This window comes from Curtobacterium guangdongense, assembly GCF_049341845.1.
Lineage (GTDB): Bacteria > Actinomycetota > Actinomycetes > Actinomycetales > Microbacteriaceae > Curtobacterium > Curtobacterium guangdongense.
The window spans coordinates 456,452-474,943 of the sequence record NZ_JBMPIT010000002.1; the positions used below are offsets into that span (position 1 = coordinate 456,452).

An 18,492-nucleotide genomic window follows, 5' to 3' on the forward strand; every position below is an offset into this window, starting at 1 on the left:
GGTCGTGGACATGGTCAGAACCACGCTCTCCGCCGCCGAGTCCCGTCGTGTCGCACTCGCCGCGCAGGGCTTCGGTCGGCCGCCGGTGGACACCGTCGCGACCAGGTCGCTCAGCGCGGGGATCACCCGTCTGGGGCTGCTGCAGATCGACTCGGTCAACGTCTTCGACCGCAGCCACTACCTGCCACTGTTCGCCCGGCTCGGCGCCTACGACCGCACCGCGCTCGACCGGCTGACGGTCGCCAAGCGCGGCCCGTACCTGGAGTACTGGGCGCACGAAGCCGCGTTCATCCCGCGGGACGACCTCCGGCTGTTCCGCTGGAAGATGGACGCCATGCGCGAGCGGGACGCCGCCCCGGTCCGCGTCGAACACGTCACCAGGACCGAGTCCGTCCGTCGCGAGCTGCACGCGATGCTCCGCGCGGAGGGGCCGATGCCCGCGAGTGCCGTCGAGCACGAGTCGAACGTGCGCCGCGGACCGTGGTGGGGGTGGAGCGACGTCAAGCTCGGGCTCGAGCTGATGTTCCGCTGGGGCGACGTGGTGAGCGCGGGGCGATCGGGCTTCGAGCGCGTGTACGCCCTGCCCTCGCAGGTGCTGCCGGCCGGCTTCCTCGAGACGGCACCGGCGCGCGCCGACGCGATCCGCGAACTCGTCGGCCGGGCGACCCGTGCGCTCGGTGTCGGCACGCGTGCGGACATCGCCGACTACTACCGGTTGCGGTCGGACGACACCGCTGCGGCCATCGCCGACCTGCAGGACGCCGGGGAGCTGCTGCCCGTGCGGGTCGAGGGATGGCGCGAACGGGCCTGGATGCACGCCGATGCCCGGGTCCCGCGCACGATGACGGCCAGTGCGGTGCTGAGCCCGTTCGACCCGGTCGTCTGGTTCCGGCGCCGTGCCGAGCGGATGTACGGGTTCCACTACCGGATCGAGATCTACACGCCGGCGCCGAAGCGGGTGTTCGGCTACTACGTGCTCCCGGTGCTGCAGGACGACGCGCTCGTCGGCCGTGTCGACCTGAAGAACGACCGGCAGCGCGGGGTGCTCCGCGTCCGGACGGCCTGGCAGGAAGACGGCGCCGTGCTCGATCCGGAACGCCTGGCAGAGACCCTGCGTCGGGCAGCTGCGTGGCAGGGGCTCGACGGCATCGAGGTCACCGATCGCGGGACCGCCGCCCGTGCACTGGCGGGGGCGCTCAACGTGCCGCTCGTGCCGCACGTGGCAGCCGACGACGCGGACGCTCCCGAGCCCGACGACGCGGACGCTCCCGAGCCCGACGGGGCCGACGCGGCCGACGTGACCGACGCGGCCGTCTAGAAGCGGTCCTGGTTCGCCCGCAGCCGCGCGATCCGATCCGGCAGCGGCGGGTGCGTCGAGAACAACCGGTCCATCAGGCCGGGCTTCATCGGGTCCGCGATCCACAGGTGCGCCATCGAGGAGTTCTGCGTCTGCATCGGCCGGCCGTGGGCGCCGAGCTTCTCGAGCGCCCGCGCGAGGCCCTCCGGGTGCCGGGTGGTGAGCGCACCGGTCGCGTCGGCGAGGTACTCGCGCTGCCGGGAGACCGCCGCCTGCACGCCCATCGCCGCGATCGGGGCGACGAGCACGGCGACGATGCCGGCGATGATCAGGATCGGGTTCGCGCCGCCACCGTTGTCGTTGTTCCGGTTCCGCCCGCCGGCCAGCCCGCTGAAGATGGAGATGCGCAGCAGGACGTCCGCGATGAGGCCGACCGCGACGACCAGCCCGAAGACCATCGTCGACACCCGGATGTCGTAGTTCCGGACGTGTCCGAGCTCGTGGGCCATGACGCCCTGCAGCTCTTGGTCGTCCATGATCTCGAGCAGCCCGGTGGTGGCGGCCACGACGGCGTGCTCCGGGTCACGGCCGGTGGCGAAGGCGTTCGGGGACGGGTCGCGGATGACGTAGACCCGGGGCATCGGCATCCCGGTGGCGATCGCGAGGTTCTCGACCGTGCGCCAGAGCCGGGGTTCGGTGTTCCGGTCGATCTCGATGCCGCCGGCGATGGCGGTCGCCTGACGCGAGGCGGTGAAGTACTGCAGCACGGCGTACCCGATGGCGACGACGAGCACGATCACACCGATCGAGACGTTGCCCGCGAGGTACCCACCGAGGAACCCGAGGGCGCCGATGATCAGCAGGAAGACGAAGACGATGACGACGGTGTTGCGCTTGTTGCGCGCGATGGCGCTGTACATCTGCGGAGGCCGTGCCGGTTCGTCAGAACTGGACGCGCGGCGGCTCGGCGATCGCCGCGGGCTCGGCCGTCTCGAAGAACGATGCCTCGTTGAAGCCGCGGCTCTTCGCGAAGGACGAGTTCGGGAACACCTTGATCTTGGTGTTCAGCTCCCGGACGCCGCCGTTGTAGAACCGCCTGGCCGACTGGATCTTGTCCTCGGTGTCGACGAGTTCGGTCTGCAGCTGCAGGAAGTTCTGGCTCGACTGGAGCTGGGGGTACCCCTCGGCGACGGCGAACACGCTCTTCAGGGCCTTCTGCATGTGCCCTTCGGCTGCGGATGCCTGGGTCGCGTCGCCGGCGCTCAACGTCTCGGAGCGGGCCTTCGTCACGTCGTCGAAGACGGACTTCTCGTGCGTGGCGTACCCCTTCACCGTGTCGACGATGGTGGGGATGAGGTCCGCGCGGCGCTTCAGCTGCACGGAGATGTCGCTCCACGCCTCGTCGACGCGGACCTTCAGCGTGACGAGCGAGTTGTACGTGACCCAGAGGTAGATCCCGACGACCACGAGGACCACGACCACCACGCCGATGACGATCAGTGTCGTGATGAGTCCGGTGTCCATGCGGGAGTGCTCCTTGTCGCGTCGGGATGCTCGCGTGTGGCCGACCGATGGTGCACCGGACGGCCATCGATGATTCTAACGACGCTCCGTGGCGGTTCCGAGCGCGGCCCGAGGTTCTCGGTCGATTCCCCAGGCACGCACACCGCACGTTCGGGACCGGCTCGGATCGGGGACATCATCCGCGAGGTGTATTGACCGATCAGCCGTCATCACGTGGGATGGAGGGGCATGAACACGCGCGGGGACCACGTGGACACCAGGGCAGTCGGGGGCGACGGCCCTGTTCGTCGACCCCGGAGGTCCGCCCGCGGCACGGTGCTGGTGGGCCTGACCGCGACGCTCGCCGCAGCCTTGCTCGCCCTCGCGGCGGCCCCGACGGCAGCAGCAGCGACCACCACGTCGCGGCCGGCAGCGACCGCCACGTCGCGGCCAGCAGCGACCGTCAGCACTCCTGCGGCAACGACGAGCACCGCGGCGCCGACGGCCACGACCGCCCCCACCCAGTCCGACACCCGTCCGGCCCCGCCGTCGTCCGCCCCGACGGGCTCCCCGACCGCTCCCCCGTCCGACCGTCCCCCGGTCGACCCGACGATCGCCGACCCCGGCGACCTCACGAGTGCGACGGGCCGGTTCCACGGCACCGCGACGCCCGGACACGGCATCCGCGTGATGGACCCGGCCGTGTCCAGCCGCTCGGTGTGCACCGCGACGGCCGACGCCGGCGGCGCGTGGTCCTGCTACGGCACCGTCCAGACCGGTCCGCAGCAGGTGTTCACCGTGCAGGACACGACCGACCCCTCCCGCCGCACCGCCGACGCTCCTGCGTCCGACGTGGTCGTCCCGCCGAGCATCACCACGCGTGCACCGACCGCAGGGTCCGTCTCCGGCACCGGGAACGCCGGCATGACCGTCACGGTGTCGCTCTCCGGCACCACGACGAACGGGGGCGCAGCCGATCGCACCGCCGTCGTCGGGCCCGACGGCCGCTGGATCGTGTCCTGGGCGACGGGTGCATCGCCGCGTCCGAGCGGCACCGTCGCGATGACGGCCACCCAGACGGCCAGCACCGCGAACGGGTTCCGCTCGGACCTCCGCAGCGCCGCGTCGCAGCCGGTGTCGATCACGATCGACCGCACCCCGCCGGACGCCCCGCGCGTCACGGACCCGCGCACCGGTGCACGGATCGGCTCCCAGCCGCTGACGATCCGCGGCGCGGGTGAGCCCGGCGCCACCCTGACCGCGTACGTCGACCGCGTCGCGGTGTGCGGCGCCACGGTCGGTTCGGACGGTTCCTGGGCGTGCTCGGCGGAGGGCACCACGCTCTCGGCAGGCCGCCACCGGGTCACCGCGCTGCAGCACGACGCCGCGGGGAACCACTCGCGGTCGTCCGCCGCCGTCGACGTCACGGTCCGGACGGGCTCCACCAGCACCCCCGGGTCGAGTGCACCGTCCAGCAGCGCCCCGAGTGGGTCCGCCGGAACCGGTGGCACCCCCACCGGGACGGCGGGACCGGGCACGGCCGACGGCTCCGGCGGGACCTCCGGGCACACCCCGGGCAGCAGCGGCGGAACGGACAGCGGCGGAGCCGGGACCGGCGGCGGCAGCGCGGGCACGGGCGGCCAAGACTGGTCCGGCCCGGCCGGCGACTGGTCGATCGCGACGAGCTTCGACCGGACCGTCCCCACGATCCAGTCGTCCTTCTCGTGGCGCACGCTCCTCGTCGCCGCCTCGGTCGCGGCCGGGTTCCTGCTCCTCGTCGCCGGGCCCGCACGACTCGTCGCACGCACCCTCCGCGGTCGCATGCCCGTCCGCCTCGCCTCGTTCACCGGCCGCAACCGCCCCCGCGCGGAGCGCACCCGTGGCGACGAAGCGCTGCCGAGCTGGGCGTCCGTCGCCGTGGCGGTCCCGCTCGCCGCCGTGCTGACCCTGCTCGGGGTCGGTGTCGAGCTCGAGGCCCGGTACGTCCGCCTCGCGATCGCGGTCCTGCTCGGCGCGGCGGTGCTCGCGGCCGCGGTGGTGCTGGCGACCCGCTGGGCTGCCGGCGCCGACCGGCACACGGTCCGGTACCGCATCTCGCCGTGGCTCGTGCTCGCCGCCCTCGTGGCGTGCGGCATCACCCGTGTCGCGGACCTCTCCCCGGCGATCGTCGTCGGCGTGCTGCTGGTGCCGGCCGGACGCCTCGACGTCGACACCGCCGCGATGCGCCTCGGCGCCGGGGTCGCCGCGTGCGCCAGGAGCGCGACGTGGCGTTCGACGGCACTGCTGGTCCTCGCCGCGGCCGGGTGGTTGCTGCACAGCCTCACCCCGGGGACCGGCTTCTGGACGTCGCTCGTCTCGGAGTTCGCGATCACCCTCTGCGTGGGCGGTCTCGGATCGCTCGTCGTGACGCTGCTGCCGGTCGCCGGCTCTGCCGGAAGCGCACTGTGGGCGCACTCCCGGGGTCGCTACGCGTCGATCGCCGCCGTCGGCGTCGCACTGGCCGCCGCCGTCTACTCGGGCTCCGCCGGAACCCACGTCTCCCCCGTCGCCATGGGCGTCGTCGCCTGCGGGTGCGCCGCGGTCGCGGCCGCCACGTGGTTGTGGGTCCGGGTCCTGGAACCGGACGTCCGCGGCTGACCCGCACCGAGCCTCCAGTCCGGCTCCGAAGACCGCGCCCGGCCCGCCGACGCGCTGGAGGCTCGCCCGACCCCGGCACGCCGCCACCACCCCGCAGGCGGCGAGTGCGCACCAGTGGTCACCCCGGGTGCGCACCGGTCGCCGTTGCCGCGCACTCGACCGGCGCGCGCCGCGCGCCCGGCACTGCGCGCGCGGATTACGCTGGCGAACGGTGCGTCGGAGCACCGACGAGCGCATGGGAGCGACGATGACGAAGACCCGATCCGACTACGACCCGACCCGGTTCCGCGAGGTCTTCGAGGGCAGCTACACCTACGCCAACGGCTTCGCGCGGAACACGCACCGCTTCGCCGGACGCCCAGCACTGCGGGACCCGGACACGGACCGGTCGTGGACGTACGCGGAACTCGGGGACGCGGTCGACCGCATCGGCGGATGGCTCCTCCGGCACGGCGCCGGCAAGGGCTCGGTCGTGATGGTCGAGCTCTTCAACTCCCCCGAGTTCGCGATGCTCTACCTGGCGTGCCACCGCATCGGCGCGGTGTTCTCGCCGACGAACTTCCGGCTCGCCGCGGACGAGGTCGCGTTCATCGTCGACGACTCGGCCCCGGTCGTGCTCGTGTACGACGCCGACCGGACCACGGACATCACGGCCGCGCTGTCGAGCGCCTCGCACGACCCGGCGCACGTCGTGGTCGTCGGCGACGCGCTCCGGCAGGACACCCCCTTCGCCGAGCTCCTCGCGGCCGACCCGGTGACGACGGACGAGCTCGCGCCGACCGAGCCGCGGAGCACCTACGACGAGACGACGCGGCTGTACACGTCGGGCACCACGGGCCGACCGAAGCCCGTCCCGCTGCCGAGCCTCGTCGAGGTGCTCAGCGCCCACGACGTGGTCATGCACTTCCCGCTGAGCCCCTTCGACAAGACGCTGAACATGTCGCCCTTGTTCCACCGCGGCGGCCTGTACTCGGGTGGCCCGAACCCGGTGTTCTACGTCGGGGCCGAGCTCACCACGCTCCGCCACTTCGACGCGGACCGCGTGCTCGACCTCGTCGAATCGGAGCGGCTGACGTTCCTCATCGGGGCGCCGCCGAACCTCGTGCAGCTCGCCAACGCGCAGGAGAAGCGGCCGCGCGACCTGTCGTCCCTGCACGGCATCGTGACGATGGGGGCGCCGCTCGACCGTGCCGCTGCCCTGCGGTACCAGGAGCTGCTCTCCCCGCGGATCTTCAACGGCTACGGCACGACGGAGACGTTCTGGAACACGTTCCTGCGTCCGGAGGACTTCCCCGACGGTGCCGGCTCGACGGGCAGGGCCTCCACCGACGACGACGTCGCGGTCGTCCGGGTGTACGCCGACGAGCTCGCGGCGCCGAGCGACACCGTGGCGAAGGACGGCACCGAGATCGGCGAGTTCGCCGTCCGCACCGTGAAGTCCGGGTACTCGTACCGGAACCCGGGCCTCGAGGCGGAGAAGTTCGCGAACGGCTGGTTCTACCCCGGTGACCTCGCGACGTGGGACGAGCACGAGCGGGTGACGATCGTCGGGCGCAAGGACGACATGATCATCTCCGGCGGCGAGAACGTGCACCCCGTCCAGGTGGAGGCGGTCCTGCAGGAGCACCCCGGCGTCGCGGACTCGATCGTGACCGGGGTGCCGGACGAACGCTGGGGCGAGGTCGTGACGGCGTACGTCATCCGTGCCGAGCGCGGGCTGCCGTCAGATGACGCCGCCGCGGCCGCCGAGCTCGAACAGTGGACGGGGTCGCACCCGGGTCTCGCTCGGTACAAGCGCCCGCGGAAGTACCGCTTCGTCACCGAGCTGCCCTACAACGCGACGGGCAAGAAGGTGCACTACCTCGCCAAGGCGACGGCCGCCGAGGACGACACAGCGGGGCTGCTGCTGGCGCCGTAGCGGATTGGAGGCTCGTGGCGGGCCCGCCACGAGCCTCCCGTCCGGCCCTGGTCGCGTTCTTTCCCATCGCACCCGCAGTAGGAAGACGAATCGCGCGTAGGTGGTCGGAAAATCCGGCCTCCTACGCGCGATTCGGCTTCCTACGCGCGATTCGGCTCAGTGCGCCGGGGCGTTGCGGGCGAACAAGCCGGGGAGCAGCCCGCCGATCTTCGTGCCGATGCACAGGCTCGCGAACGTCGCGAGCGGGGTGGCGAGCGCCACCGGGTCGAGGGTCGACACCGCGACGAGCCCCACCGTGCCCGGCACGAGCAGCAGGAACGCGGGGAAGAACGACACCGTCGCCGGGATCACCGGGACGAGCCGTTCGAGCAGGCGTGTGGCGACGAACAGGAGGGCGGCGGTCACGCCGGTCGCGACGACGCTGCCCCACAGTGGGCTCGTGCCGCTCAGCACGGCGTAGGCGGTCACCATCACCGCGACGGACACGAACGTGAGACGCCAGCCGGAGCCGAAGACCAGGCCGAGACCGAGCGCCAGGACGACCACCGCGACCCACGACACCCAGTAGGACGGCACCGCCTCCCAGCCGCCGCGGTCGGTCCCGACCCCGGCGACCTCGCCGACGAGGGCCGCGGACGACGGGTCGACGTGCAGCCCGGTGAGCGCGCTGCCGGCGGCGATGCCGGCAGCCATGAACCCGAGCATGATCACGCCCTGCACGAGCCGCGACGCCCCGGTGACGATGTCCGCCGCTGTGAGTTCGAGCAGGGCGTTCGTGATGAGCGCCCCGGGGACGAACACCGCGACCGGAGCGCACACGGCGAAGAGCGGGACGTGCCCGAACCCGGTCTGGGCGACGACGAGCCCGACCACCGCCGTCGACATGAACGCCGCGAGGAACGGGATGATGGCGACCGCCTCGCGGAAGCGGCGGAGCAGGAGACCGATGACCCCGACCAGCGCGCCGACGCCGAGCGTGACCAGGATCGCCCACCACGGACAGCGGAACACGACCGCGAGTCCAGCGGCGGTGAGGGCGTTGCCCGCGATCCACGGCAGCGGCGCCGGAGGACGGGTGCCCGCTCGGATCGCCCTGACCCGCGCCGGGATCTCCGCGAGGGCGATCGAGCCGCTCTCGAGGCCGAGGACCAGCCGGTTCGCGCGCGCTGCCTGCCGGGACGACAGCTCGACGCCCTCGGCGTTCACGATCGTCGCCGATCCCGTCGCGGTCTCGCTGACGATCACGAGTGCCGGGAGCACCCCGACCGCGAGCTCCGGGCCGATGCCGGCGGAGTCGCGGGCCTTCTCGAGCGCGGAACGGACGTCGGTGACGGAGCTGCCGGCGTCGAGCAGCAGGGTGCCGAGCGTGCCGAGCAGCATGCCGACCGGGACGGTCTCCCCGTCGACCACCTCGACGTGCGACTCCGGCTGCCGGAGGACACCACGGAGGTTCGCGAGCGCGCTGCCGAATCCCACCACCGGAGCATGCTAACGGTCACCGGGGTCAGTGCGCGGTCTGCACCGCCCGCGTACGCCACCGGATCTCGCTCGTGAACCCCTCGGTCTCCGGGTGCAGCTCGTCGTCCGGCGCCGACTGCACGAGGAGCCCGATCGCGGGCGCCAGCAGGATGCTCGACGTGGTGGCCATCCCCCAGCGGTCGACGGTCGGGACGTGCACGGTGTCGGCCAGACCCGCCTGCGCGAGGGCCGCCGCGTACTCGAGCACCGCGTACGCGGCGTCGTCCGTGGTGAGGACCGTCGCCAAGCCGTAGATGATGTGCTTCACGGTCGGGGACCTCCGTGCCCGGAATCGCCACAGAACGGGGGACGACCTCGGCTGGACGCTACGCGCACTCCACGGTGCGTGCCCAGGTTCAGCACCTAGATTTCGATGCAACCGCATTCGCGGGAACTCTGAGTTCGGCCGAAGGGCTGTTCCTGATGGAAGCAGCCCTGATGCCCGCACCATCGACCCTGTACCGATCCACCACTCCTCGCGTCGCCGGAGCAGCAACCGCGACGTCGACCTACAAGGACCTCCTCGAAGAGGTCCGTGCCGCCGGACTCCTGGAACGCCGTGTCGGCTTCTACTGGGCCGTGTTCGGTGTCCTCGTCGCCCTGGTCGCCGTGTGCTTCACCGCCGTGGCGCTGCTCGACGGTTCGTGGTTCGTGCTCATCCCCGCCGGGATCCTCGGCGCGCTGTTCACCCAGTTCGCGTTCCTCGCCCACGAAGCCGCGCACCGTCAGGTGTTCGCGTCACGCAAGTGGAACGACCACGCCGGCCGCTGGGTCGGGACGTTCGTCGTCGGGCTGTCCTACACCTGGTGGATGAACAAGCACAACCGCCACCACGGCAACCCGAACACCATCGGCAAGGACCCCGACATCGCGCAGGACACCGTGTCCTTCATCGAGGAGGACGCAGCCGAGCGCAAGGGTCTCCTCCGTGCACTCACCCGCGTGCAGGGCTGGGCGTTCTTCCCGCTCCTGACGATGGAGGGCGCGAACCTGCACTTCCTCGGCGTCAAGGCACTCGTCACCGGTCAGCACATCAAGGGCACCGGCCGTGACCGGGTCATCGAGGGATCGCTCCTCGTCGCCCGCTTCGGCATCTACCTCTGGGCCGTCTTCGCGCTGATGCCGTTCCCCGTCGCCGCCGCCTTCCTCGGCGTGCAGCTCGCCGTGTTCGGCGTGATGATGGGCGGCTCGTTCGCCCCGAACCACAAGGGCATGCCGATCATCGCCGAGGGCGCCCGCATCGACTTCCTGTCCCGCCAGGTGCGCACCTCGCGCAACATCACCGGCGGCATCTGGGCCGACCACCTCTTCGGCGGACTGAACCACCAGGCCGAGCACCACCTCTTCCCGAGCATGGCGCGCCCGAACCTGCGCAAGGCCAAGCCGATGGTGCAGGCGCACTGCGCCAAGCACGACATCCCGTACACCGAGGCCAGCCTCGGGAAGTCGTACGCGATCGTCGTCGCCTACCTGAACCGCGTCGGGCTCGCCGCACGCGACCCGTTCACCTGCCCGATGGTGACGGCGTACCGCCTGCACTGACGTACCCCCGGTGGGACTCGAACCCACAACTCGGCGATTTTAAGTCGCATGCCTCTGCCAGTTGGGCCACGGGGGCGCGGCGATCCAGCCTACCGACGAAGGGCGGTCACCCCGTGTGGGGTGACCGCCCTTCGGCGTGAGCGGGGTCCGCTACTTCGTGAGCGGGCTCCGCTACTTGGCGTCGACCGGGGCTGCCTCGTTCGAGACGTCCTCGGCCGGCTTGCCGTACGCGGGGCCGGCGGCACCGGCGGGGGTGCCCTCCTCCGGCGACGGAGCGACGGCCTTCGGCTCCTCGGCAGCAGCAGGCTTCGGGCGCGAGGCCCATGCCTCGAACGCGGCACGCGGGGTCTCGCGGTCGTCGAGCGACGCGATGTCACGGCCCAGGAAGAAGCCGCCCACCCAGTCGCCGATGACACGCCACTTGCGCTCCCACGACGGCATCGCCATGCCGTGGTAGCCACGGTGCGCGCCCCATGCGAGGAAGCCCTTCATCGCGAACTTGCCCGACTGGAAGACACCGATGCCGAGACCGAGGCCCGCGACGGCGCCGAGGTTGTCGTGCTTGTAGTCGACGGTCGCCTCGCCGCGGAGCACCGCGACCAGGTTCTTCGCGAGCTGCTTGGCCTGACGGACGGCGTGCTGCGCGTTCGGGACGCACATGCCGCCGACGCCCGCACCCGTGAGGTCCGGGACGGCTGCGACGTCGCCACAGGCCCACGCGTCGGCGATGACCTCGTCCTCGTTCACGACGCGGAGGTCGGGCTGCACGGTGATGCGGCCGCGGGGCTCGAGCGGGAAGTCGGTGCCCTTGACCATCGGGTTCGCCATGACGCCGGCGGTCCAGATGATGAGGTCGGACTCGATGGTCTCGATCGACTCGTCCTTCGCCTTGAGCTGGCACACGCCACCCACGGCCGACGCGAGCTGCGTCTCGAGGTGCACGTTCGCACCGCGCTCGGCGAGGTTCTTGAGCACCCAGTGCGAGGTCTCGAGGGACACCTCGGGCATGATGCGACCCATCGCCTCCACCAGGTGGAAGTGCGTGTCGTCGAAGGACAGCTGCGGGTAGCTCTTCAGCAGGTCGGTGACGAAGGAGCGGAGCTCGGCGAACACCTCGATGCCGGCGAAGCCACCGCCGACGACGACGACCGTGAGCAGGCGGTCGCGCTCGGGACCGGCCGGGAGGTTCGACGCCTTGGCGAAGTTCGTGAGGATCTTGTCGCGGATCGCCGCGGCTTCCTCGATGGTCTTCAGGCCGATGGCCTCGTCGGCGACGCCCGGGATCGGGAAGGTGCGGGAGACGGCACCGGCCGTCATGACGATCTGGTCGTAGGACTCTTCCCACGGCTCGCCGATCGCCGGCGTGATCGTCGCGGTCTTCGAGGCGTGGTCCACCTTGGTGACCTTCGCCGTGACGACGCGGGTCTTCTTGAGGTGACGACGGTGCGAGACGACGGCGTGACGCGGTTCGATGGAACCGGCGGCGACCTCCGGCAGGAACGGCTGGTACGTCATGTACGGCAGCGGGTCCACCATGACGACCTCGGCTTCGCCCTGGCGAAGGTGCTTCTCGAGCTTCCATGCGGTGTAGAAGCCGGCGTAACCGCCGCCGACGACGAGGATCTTGGGCACGGGGGATGATCTCCTTGGAGTGGGGGTGGTTGCCGGGCGGCTGGTCAGAATTCGCCACCACCCGCCCCGACTCCGGCGTCTGCACCCTCATCATACGCCCGGCATTCGCACCGGTCGGGCGACCAGCTCGCGCGCTCGAGCGCGAGGTCGCCGATGGGGTTCACGCCGGGGCCGGCAGCGAGTGTGTGACCGACGAGGGCGTGCAGGCACTTCACGCGGACGGGCATACCGCCGGCGCTGATGCCGTCGATCTCGTCGACGTGCTCGATGGATTCGCGGTCAGCGAGGTACGCCTCGTGGGCAGCGCGGTAGCGCTCGGCCGTCTCGGGGTCCTCGAGCAGTGAGGCGAGTTCCGGCATCACGCCGTTCGCCTCGAGTGTGCTGACGGCAGCGGTGGCCGCCGGGTGGCACAGGTAGTAGAGCGTGGGGAACGGGGTGCCGTTCGACAGGCGCGGCTTCGTGGCGACGACCGTCGGGTTGCCGCAGACGCAGCGCGCCGCGATGCCGACGACGTCACGGGCGGGGCGGCCGAGCTGGGCCGAGACCACCTGGACGTCGTGCTCGGACGGCGGGTCGAACGGAGGGGTCGTCACGGGTACAAGAGGCTACCGGAGTTCCGGACGGCCTCGCACCGACGTGACGTCAGTTGCCGGAGTTGCCGCTGCCGGACACGTCGGGTGCGACGAGTTCCTGCGTCGTCTCGTCGGACAGCCCGGACTTCAGCACCGACGACAGCATCGCCTGCACCCAGTCCACCTTCGGGGTCTGCACCGTCGAGCTCACCGGCGCGCCGGAGTCGGTCGTCGGCTTGCCGTCGGCGGAGGTCGTGCCCTCCCCCATCACCAGGAAGCTCTGCTCCCCCGGGTAGACGTAGAGCAGGCGGTCGCGGGCCTGCGCCTCGATGTAGGCGGGGTCGTCCCAGCGCGCGACGTCCTTCTTCTTCTGCGCGACGTCGGACTTCTGCGCGGCGACCTCGTGCTGCTTCTGCGAGATCTGCTCCTGCTGCTGGATGAGCGTGCGGAGCGACGGCGCGAGCACCACGACGAAGAGCACGATGATCGCGAGCATGAGCAGGCTGAAGCCGGAGAACCGGATCGAGCGGTACCAGGGCTGCTCCGCTCGCGCGCCGTCGGGCATCGCCACGGGGACGCGGCGGACGCGGGGCTTCTCGCTGGGCACGACACGACGATAACCCGACGTGGCTGGTCCGTCCGTTCGGCACGCGGCCATCCGGTGGCCTCCCAGCCTGGAGGCTCGGCTCACCCCGTCCGTCCGGCCCACGACGACGAGACGCCGCCCTCCGGCCCACGACGACGACGAGACGCCGCCCTCCGGCAGGAGGACGGCGTCTCGTGGGGAGCGCTGGTCAGAGCGCTGCGGCGCGCGGGAACGCGGTGCGGCCCGCGTAGACCGCGGCGTCGCCGAGCTCTTCCTCGATGCGGAGGAGCTGGTTGTACTTCGCGACGCGGTCCGAACGAGCCGGGGCGCCGGTCTTGATCTGGCCACCGTCGACCGCCACGGAGATGTCCGCGATGGTGGTGTCCTCGGTCTCGCCGGAACGGTGCGACAGGATCGCCGTCATGCCGTGGCGCTGCGCGAGCGAGACGGCGTCGAGGGTCTCGGTCAGCGTGCCGATCTGGTTCACCTTGACGAGGATCGAGTTGCCGGCCTTCTCGTCGATGCCCCGCTGCAGACGCTTCGGGTTCGTGACGTAGAGGTCGTCGCCGACGATCTGCACCTTGCCGCCGAGCTCGGCGGTCAGGTGGGTCCAGCCTTCCCAGTCGTCCTCGGCGAGGGGGTCCTCGATGGTGACGAGCGGGTAGTTCGCGACGAGGTCCGAGAAGTAACTCGTGAACTCCTGCGAGGAGAGCTGCTTGCCCTCGAAGTTGTACTTGCCGTCGGCGAAGAACTCGGTCGACGCGACGTCGAGGCCGAGCGCGATGTCCTTGCCGGGGGTGAAGCCGGCCTTCTCGATCGCGGCGACGAGGAAGTCGAGCGCTGCACGGTTCGACGCGAGCTCCGGCGCGAAGCCGCCCTCGTCGCCGAGGCCGGTCGCCAGGCCCTGCTTCTTCAGCTCGCCCTTGAGGGCGTGGTACGTCTCGACACCCCAGCGGAGCGCCTCGGAGAAGCTCTCGGCGCCGTAGGGCACCAGGAAGAACTCCTGGATGTCGACGTTGGTGTCGGCGTGCGCGCCACCGTTGACGACGTTCATCAGCGGAACGGGCAGCGTGTGCGCGTTCGGGCCGCCGAGGTAGCGGAACAGCGGGAGGTCGGCCGAGTCGGCGGCGGCGCGGGCGACGGCGAGCGAGGCGCCGAGGATCGCGTTCGCGCCGAGGCGGGACTTGTTCTCGGTGCCGTCGAGCTCGATGAGCGCGGCGTCGACGAGACGCTGGTCGGTGGCGTCGAAGCCCTCGAGCGCCGGGCCGATCTCGTCGAGGACGGCCTCGACGGCCTTCAGGACGCCCTTGCCGCCGTAGCGGGCCTTGTCGCCGTCGCGCAGCTCGTACGCTTCGAAGGCGCCGGTGGAGGCGCCGGACGGGACGAGCGCGCGCGAGACGACGCCGTCGTCGAGGAGGACCTCGACCTCGACCGTCGGGTTGCCTCGGGAATCGAGGACTTCGCGTGCTCCTACGGCATCGATCACGGCCACGGGGTACTCCCTACACGTTGCGGTTGTGGTGCTTGCGGAGTCGATCCTACCGAGGCGCGGTGAACCGTTTCGTTGCGCTCGGTGACGACTGTGGACAAGTCAGGCGAGCGGGCGGAACTCCACACCCTCGAGCGAGGTCGTGTCGGCGCCGACGGTGGCGAACGACCCGAAGCCCTGCGCCGCCAGACCGGCGAGCAGGTTCTTCGTGTTCTTGGTCCGCTTCTCGAGCCGGACGCGGTGGTGCTGCTCGAGCGCCTCGCTCTTGAGCGCGGCGAGCCTGAGCGGGTCCACGTCCTTGTCGTACACGAGCACGACGGCGTCGGAGGTGGCCGCTTCCGGCAGGGTCACGAGGTCGACGAGCCGCTCGAAGCCGAGCGAGAACCCGACGGCGGGGACGTCCTGCCCGAGGAAGCGCCCGATCATGCCGTCGTACCGCCCGCCGCCGCCGAGGCTGTACCCGAAGTCCGGGTGTGCGACCTCGAAGATGGTCCCGGTGTAGTAGCCCATGCCGCGCACGAGTGTCGGGTCGAAGCGCAGGTCGACGTCGGGCAGCGCCTCGCGGAGCCGGATCAGGTCGGCGAACGCGTCCTCGTCGAGCCACGCGGCACCGCGGACGCTCTCCCACTCGGCCGTCTCGAGCGCGCCGATCGTCGTGGCGAGGTCGGGCAGGTCGACGCCGAGGACCTCGCCGAGCTCCCGCGCGACACCGTCAGCGCCGATCTTGTCGAGCTTGTCGATCGTGATCAGGGCACGGTCGGCGGCGGCCGGTTCGGTGATGCCCCACGACGCGAGCAGCGCCACGAGGATGCGGCGGTCGTTGATCCGGATCGAGGTCCCCGTCACGCCGAGTGCGTCGAGCGCGGCGGTCGTCGCCCGGATGAGCTCGATCTCGGCGAGCTGCCCGGGTTCGCCGAGGATGTCGATGTCGCACTGCACGAACTGCCGGTACCGCCCCTTCTGCGGGCGCTCGGCACGCCAGACCGGCGCGATCTGCACGGCGCGGAACACCGTCGGGAGCTCGGCGCGGTGCGAGGCGTAGAAGCGGGCGAGCGGCACCGTGAGGTCGAAGCGGAGCCCGAGGTCGGCGAGGTCGAGCGGGGCCTCGGCACTGCGGAGGTCCTCCACCGAGAGCCCGCGGCGCATCACACCGAACGCCAGCTTCTCGTTGTCGCCGCCCAGGCCGGAGTGCAGGCGTGCGGAGTCCTCGACCACCGGAGTCTCGATCTCGTCGAACCCGTGGCGGGAGTACACCCCCCGGATCACGCCGAGGACGTGCTCGCGACGTGCCTTGTCCGCGGGGAGGAAGTCACGCATGCCACGGGGTGCCGTCACGGTCGTCGCCATGGGTCAATCCTGTCAGATCGCGACGCTCGGGTTGCGAGCCGCCCGACCCACTGATATTCTCTATCCAGAACCTCGGACCGACCGGGTGCCTGATCCACCCACCGGTCCGATCGCGTGGGCAACGTGCTGCAGTGTGCCCCGCGGTTCGAGCGGGCTTCCCTGCCGGCGCCACCACCCCTGGGGCGCCGTCTGCCCGCTCTGCGGGCGTCCTCCTTTTTCGGGTTAGGAGGACGCCCGCACTTCTCCCGCGTGACGACGGTCCCCCGTCCTCACCCGACAGCGTCGGTCGCGCGTCCCGCTGCGTCGAGCCGAGCAACCGCCGCGCGCAGGCTCGCGACCGGGTCGACCCCCGCGCGCTGCGCCTCGGCGACCGTCGCCAGCATGCTGACACCCCATCCCGTGTCGACGCCGTCCGCACGGTCGTCCGTCCTGCCGTCGCCCTCCCCGGCCGATGCGACGACGGCGGCGACCACCGCGGCGGCGTCCCCACGTTCCTCCAGGCGCTCCAGCAGCTTCACCGCACGCTCCAACGGCGGCATCGCCCGCGGGACCCCGTCGAACGCACTCGTCCGGCTCGACTTCTCGGCGGCCTTCGCAGCGCGCCAGACCCGGACGACGTCCTCGACCGTGTCCGCACGCTCGTTGCCGAACACGTGCGGGTGTCGGCGGACCATCTTGTCGCGGGCGGTCGCGGCGACGTCCTGCAGGTCGAAGGCTCCGTCGCGGGCAGCGATCCCCGCGTGCAGCACCACCTGGTACAGCACGTCGCCGAGCTCCTCGCGGAGGTCGTCGGCGTCGCCGTCCTCGATCGCGTCGACGAGCTCGTACGACTCCTCCACCGCGTAGCGCGACAGCGACGCATGCGTCTGCACGCGGTTCCACACGCACCCGTCCTCCGGGGCGAGCAGGCGGTCGACGACGGCTGCGAGGTCCTCCATGGCACTCATGTCGGCCATGCTCGCACGGGGGCCGTCCGGTACGATGGTCGGGGCGTGTCGGGAAGTCTGGTCGACGGACCGTTTCCCGATCTCTGACGGAGTTCCATGCTTGCTGTCGTCCGCTCCCCCCGTTTCAGCGCCATCGCCCTGCTCACCGCGGCGGTGCTCGGCCTCGTCGTCGCGAACACCCCGGCCGGCCCCGGGCTCGAGCACGTGCTGCACCTGCACTCCCCGTGGGGTGCGCTCGGCCTCGACCTGACCGTCGCGCACTGGATCAGCGACGGGCTCCTCGCCGTGTTCTTCCTGCTCGTCGCGATCGAGCTCAAGCAGGAGCTCGTCGCGGGCGAGCTGTCGAACCCGAAGACCGCGATCGTCCCCGCCATCGCGGCGGTCGGCGGCGTGCTGGTGCCCGCCGGGGTGTACCTCGCGGTGACGGCCGGCACGCAGTACACGCACGGCTGGCCGATCCCGACCGCGACCGACATCGCCTTCGCGCTCGGCGTCCTCGCGATGTTCGGCCGCGGCCTGCCGTCGTCGCTCCGGGTGTTCCTGCTCGCCCTCGCGGTCCTCGACGACCTCATCGCGATCGTCATCATCGCCGTCGTCTTCGCGAGCGACACCGACTTCCTCGCACTCGGTGGCGCCGTGGTCGTGCTCGTCCTCTTCTGGCTGCTGGGCCGGATGCTGCGCCCGGGTCGCGTCGGCCAGGGCTGGATCATCGCCGCGATGATCGTGCTCGGCGCGCTGACCTGGTGGCTCGTCCACCACTCGGGCGTGCACGCCACGATCGCCGGCGTGGCGCTCGGGCTCGTGCTGCCGCGGCGCCCGGGGCACACCGTGTACGACCGGGTGGAACCGTGGTCGAACGCCGTCGTGCTGCCGATCTTCGCGTTCGCGTCGGCGGCGGTCGTCATCCCCGCGGTCGGCATCAGTGAGCTCTCCCCGACGTTCTGGGGCGTCGTCCTCGCGCTTCCGGTCGGCAAGGTCGTCGGCATCACCCTGTTCGGTGCCGTCGCGACACGGGTCTTCCGCGGGCCGGGTCGTCCGTCGCTGTCGTTCTGGTCGATCGTGACGGTCGGCGTGCTGGGCGGGATCGGCTTCACGGTGTCCCTGCTCATGAACGAGCTGGCGTTCGCGAAGAACGAGGAGATCGTCGACGAGGGCACGCTCGCCGTGCTGATCGGCTCCGGCATCGCGATGGTCGCCTCCGCGATCGTCGTGAGCCTCAAGGCGCGCCACCACCGGGCTCGCCGCGAGCTCTCCGAGGCCGAGTCCACCGAGTAGCGCGCCGCCTCGGATGCAGCGGGCGGTGCGGTGGGCGCGACCGGTCGCCGGACGGGAGGCACGGTGCCAGCCCACGCTGAGCCTCCCGTCCGGCGGCGCGCACGCCGCAGGGCACGTGGCCGGCCTGGCCACGCACCCTGCTGAGCGCTAGGTGTAGTTCCCCGTGAGGTTGTGAACGCGATCTGATGGGGTTTGGCCGCCGAGTCCGGTGTGGGGTCGGTGGTGATTG

At 71.3% G+C, this 18,492-nt stretch carries 15 protein-coding genes and 1 tRNA gene; 5 read left to right on the forward strand and 11 right to left on the reverse strand.

From position 1 onward, the window contains the following. The first annotated feature begins 10 nt into the window (after positions 1 to 10). Complete coding sequence (locus ACO0E1_RS04590; protein ID WP_422873098.1) at positions 11 to 1,318, forward strand: winged helix-turn-helix domain-containing protein; 1,308 nt, start codon at positions 11 to 13, stop codon at positions 1,316 to 1,318. On the opposite strand, the gene ACO0E1_RS04595 is transcribed toward ACO0E1_RS04590, so the two are convergent. Next, on the reverse strand, positions 1,315 to 2,217 hold the full coding sequence (locus tag ACO0E1_RS04595; protein ID WP_422873099.1) for a M48 family metalloprotease: 903 nt from the start codon (positions 2,215 to 2,217) through the stop codon (positions 1,315 to 1,317). The two genes, ACO0E1_RS04590 and ACO0E1_RS04595, sit on opposite strands and share 4 nt — an antisense overlap. Before the next feature lie 22 nt (positions 2,218 to 2,239). Then, the gene (locus ACO0E1_RS04600; RefSeq protein ID WP_422873100.1) at positions 2,240 to 2,821 is read right to left on the reverse strand and encodes a LemA family protein; all 582 of its coding nucleotides are present in this window, start codon (positions 2,819 to 2,821) and stop codon (positions 2,240 to 2,242) included. Positions 2,822 to 3,049: 228 nt separating this feature from the next. Between ACO0E1_RS04600 and ACO0E1_RS04605 the strand changes: the two genes are divergently transcribed. Together ACO0E1_RS04605 and ACO0E1_RS04610 are read left to right on the forward strand one after the other, a co-directional pair. After that, positions 3,050 to 5,437, forward strand: coding sequence for a hypothetical protein (locus ACO0E1_RS04605; protein ID WP_422873101.1), 2,388 nt, complete (start codon positions 3,050 to 3,052; stop codon positions 5,435 to 5,437). Positions 5,438 to 5,684: 247 nt separating this feature from the next. Next, on the forward strand, positions 5,685 to 7,355 hold the full coding sequence (locus ACO0E1_RS04610; protein ID WP_422873102.1) for a class I adenylate-forming enzyme family protein: 1,671 nt from the start codon (positions 5,685 to 5,687) through the stop codon (positions 7,353 to 7,355). Between the two features lie 156 nt (positions 7,356 to 7,511). Here the strand turns inward: ACO0E1_RS04610 and ACO0E1_RS04615 are convergent, their stop codons facing one another. Continuing rightward, positions 7,512 to 8,834 (reverse strand): threonine/serine exporter family protein, encoded by a 1,323-nt coding sequence (locus tag ACO0E1_RS04615; protein WP_422873103.1) that lies wholly within the window; start codon positions 8,832 to 8,834, stop codon positions 7,512 to 7,514. 25 nt (positions 8,835 to 8,859) lie between these two features. After that, entirely contained in the window at positions 8,860 to 9,141 is a 282-nt protein-coding gene (locus ACO0E1_RS04620; protein ID WP_422873104.1) for a hypothetical protein, read from the reverse strand. 170 nt (positions 9,142 to 9,311) lie between these two features. Here ACO0E1_RS04620 and ACO0E1_RS04625 point away from each other — a divergent pair, with 170 nt between their 5' ends. Then, entirely contained in the window at positions 9,312 to 10,415 is a 1,104-nt protein-coding gene (locus tag ACO0E1_RS04625; RefSeq protein WP_422873105.1) for a fatty acid desaturase family protein, read from the forward strand. Positions 10,416 to 10,417: 2 nt separating this feature from the next. On the opposite strand, the gene ACO0E1_RS04630 is transcribed toward ACO0E1_RS04625, so the two are convergent. The 7 genes from ACO0E1_RS04630 to ACO0E1_RS04660 all read right to left on the reverse strand — a co-directional run bounded on the left by ACO0E1_RS04630 (position 10,418) and on the right by ACO0E1_RS04660 (position 16,988). Continuing rightward, positions 10,418 to 10,491, reverse strand: a tRNA-Leu gene (locus ACO0E1_RS04630). A gap of 95 nt (positions 10,492 to 10,586) precedes the next feature. Then, positions 10,587 to 12,047 carry an NAD(P)/FAD-dependent oxidoreductase gene (locus ACO0E1_RS04635; RefSeq protein ID WP_422873106.1) on the reverse strand — a complete coding sequence of 487 codons (1,461 nt, stop codon included), beginning with the start codon at positions 12,045 to 12,047 and terminating at the stop codon, positions 10,587 to 10,589. A 44-nt stretch (positions 12,048 to 12,091) separates the two neighbouring features. Continuing rightward, on the reverse strand, positions 12,092 to 12,640 hold the full coding sequence (locus ACO0E1_RS04640; RefSeq protein WP_281267118.1) for a DUF501 domain-containing protein: 549 nt from the start codon (positions 12,638 to 12,640) through the stop codon (positions 12,092 to 12,094). 49 nt (positions 12,641 to 12,689) lie between these two features. Continuing rightward, the gene (locus ACO0E1_RS04645; protein WP_422873107.1) at positions 12,690 to 13,226 is read right to left on the reverse strand and encodes an FtsB family cell division protein; all 537 of its coding nucleotides are present in this window, start codon (positions 13,224 to 13,226) and stop codon (positions 12,690 to 12,692) included. 187 nt (positions 13,227 to 13,413) lie between these two features. Then, the gene (gene eno / locus ACO0E1_RS04650) at positions 13,414 to 14,697 is read right to left on the reverse strand and encodes a phosphopyruvate hydratase (protein WP_422873108.1); all 1,284 of its coding nucleotides are present in this window, start codon (positions 14,695 to 14,697) and stop codon (positions 13,414 to 13,416) included. 99 nt (positions 14,698 to 14,796) lie between these two features. Continuing rightward, positions 14,797 to 16,041 carry a histidine--tRNA ligase gene (gene hisS, locus ACO0E1_RS04655; RefSeq protein WP_422873109.1) on the reverse strand — a complete coding sequence of 415 codons (1,245 nt, stop codon included), beginning with the start codon at positions 16,039 to 16,041 and terminating at the stop codon, positions 14,797 to 14,799. A 269-nt stretch (positions 16,042 to 16,310) separates the two neighbouring features. Beyond that, positions 16,311 to 16,988 (reverse strand): MazG family protein, encoded by a 678-nt coding sequence (locus ACO0E1_RS04660; RefSeq protein ID WP_422873110.1) that lies wholly within the window; start codon positions 16,986 to 16,988, stop codon positions 16,311 to 16,313. 96 nt (positions 16,989 to 17,084) lie between these two features. Between ACO0E1_RS04660 and nhaA the strand changes: the two genes are divergently transcribed. Then, positions 17,085 to 18,263 (forward strand): Na+/H+ antiporter NhaA, encoded by a 1,179-nt coding sequence (gene nhaA / locus ACO0E1_RS04665; protein WP_422873111.1) that lies wholly within the window; start codon positions 17,085 to 17,087, stop codon positions 18,261 to 18,263. Positions 18,264 to 18,492: the final 229 nt, after the last annotated feature.

Coding starts and splice junctions, on each gene's coding strand:
- ACO0E1_RS04600 (WP_422873100.1), bottom strand. CDS start 2,821: ATGGACACCGGACTCATCACGACACTGATCGTCATCGGCGTGGTGGTC.
- nhaA (WP_422873111.1), top strand. CDS start 17,085: ATGCTTGCTGTCGTCCGCTCCCCCCGTTTCAGCGCCATCGCCCTGCTC.
- ACO0E1_RS04660 (WP_422873110.1), bottom strand. CDS start 16,988: ATGAGTGCCATGGAGGACCTCGCAGCCGTCGTCGACCGCCTGCTCGCC.
- ACO0E1_RS04605 (WP_422873101.1), top strand. CDS start 3,050: ATGAACACGCGCGGGGACCACGTGGACACCAGGGCAGTCGGGGGCGAC.
- hisS (WP_422873109.1), bottom strand. CDS start 16,041: ATGGCGACGACCGTGACGGCACCCCGTGGCATGCGTGACTTCCTCCCC.
- ACO0E1_RS04625 (WP_422873105.1), top strand. CDS start 9,312: ATGCCCGCACCATCGACCCTGTACCGATCCACCACTCCTCGCGTCGCC.
- ACO0E1_RS04595 (WP_422873099.1), bottom strand. CDS start 2,217: ATGTACAGCGCCATCGCGCGCAACAAGCGCAACACCGTCGTCATCGTC.
- ACO0E1_RS04590 (WP_422873098.1), top strand. CDS start 11: ATGGTCAGAACCACGCTCTCCGCCGCCGAGTCCCGTCGTGTCGCACTC.
- ACO0E1_RS04610 (WP_422873102.1), top strand. CDS start 5,685: ATGACGAAGACCCGATCCGACTACGACCCGACCCGGTTCCGCGAGGTC.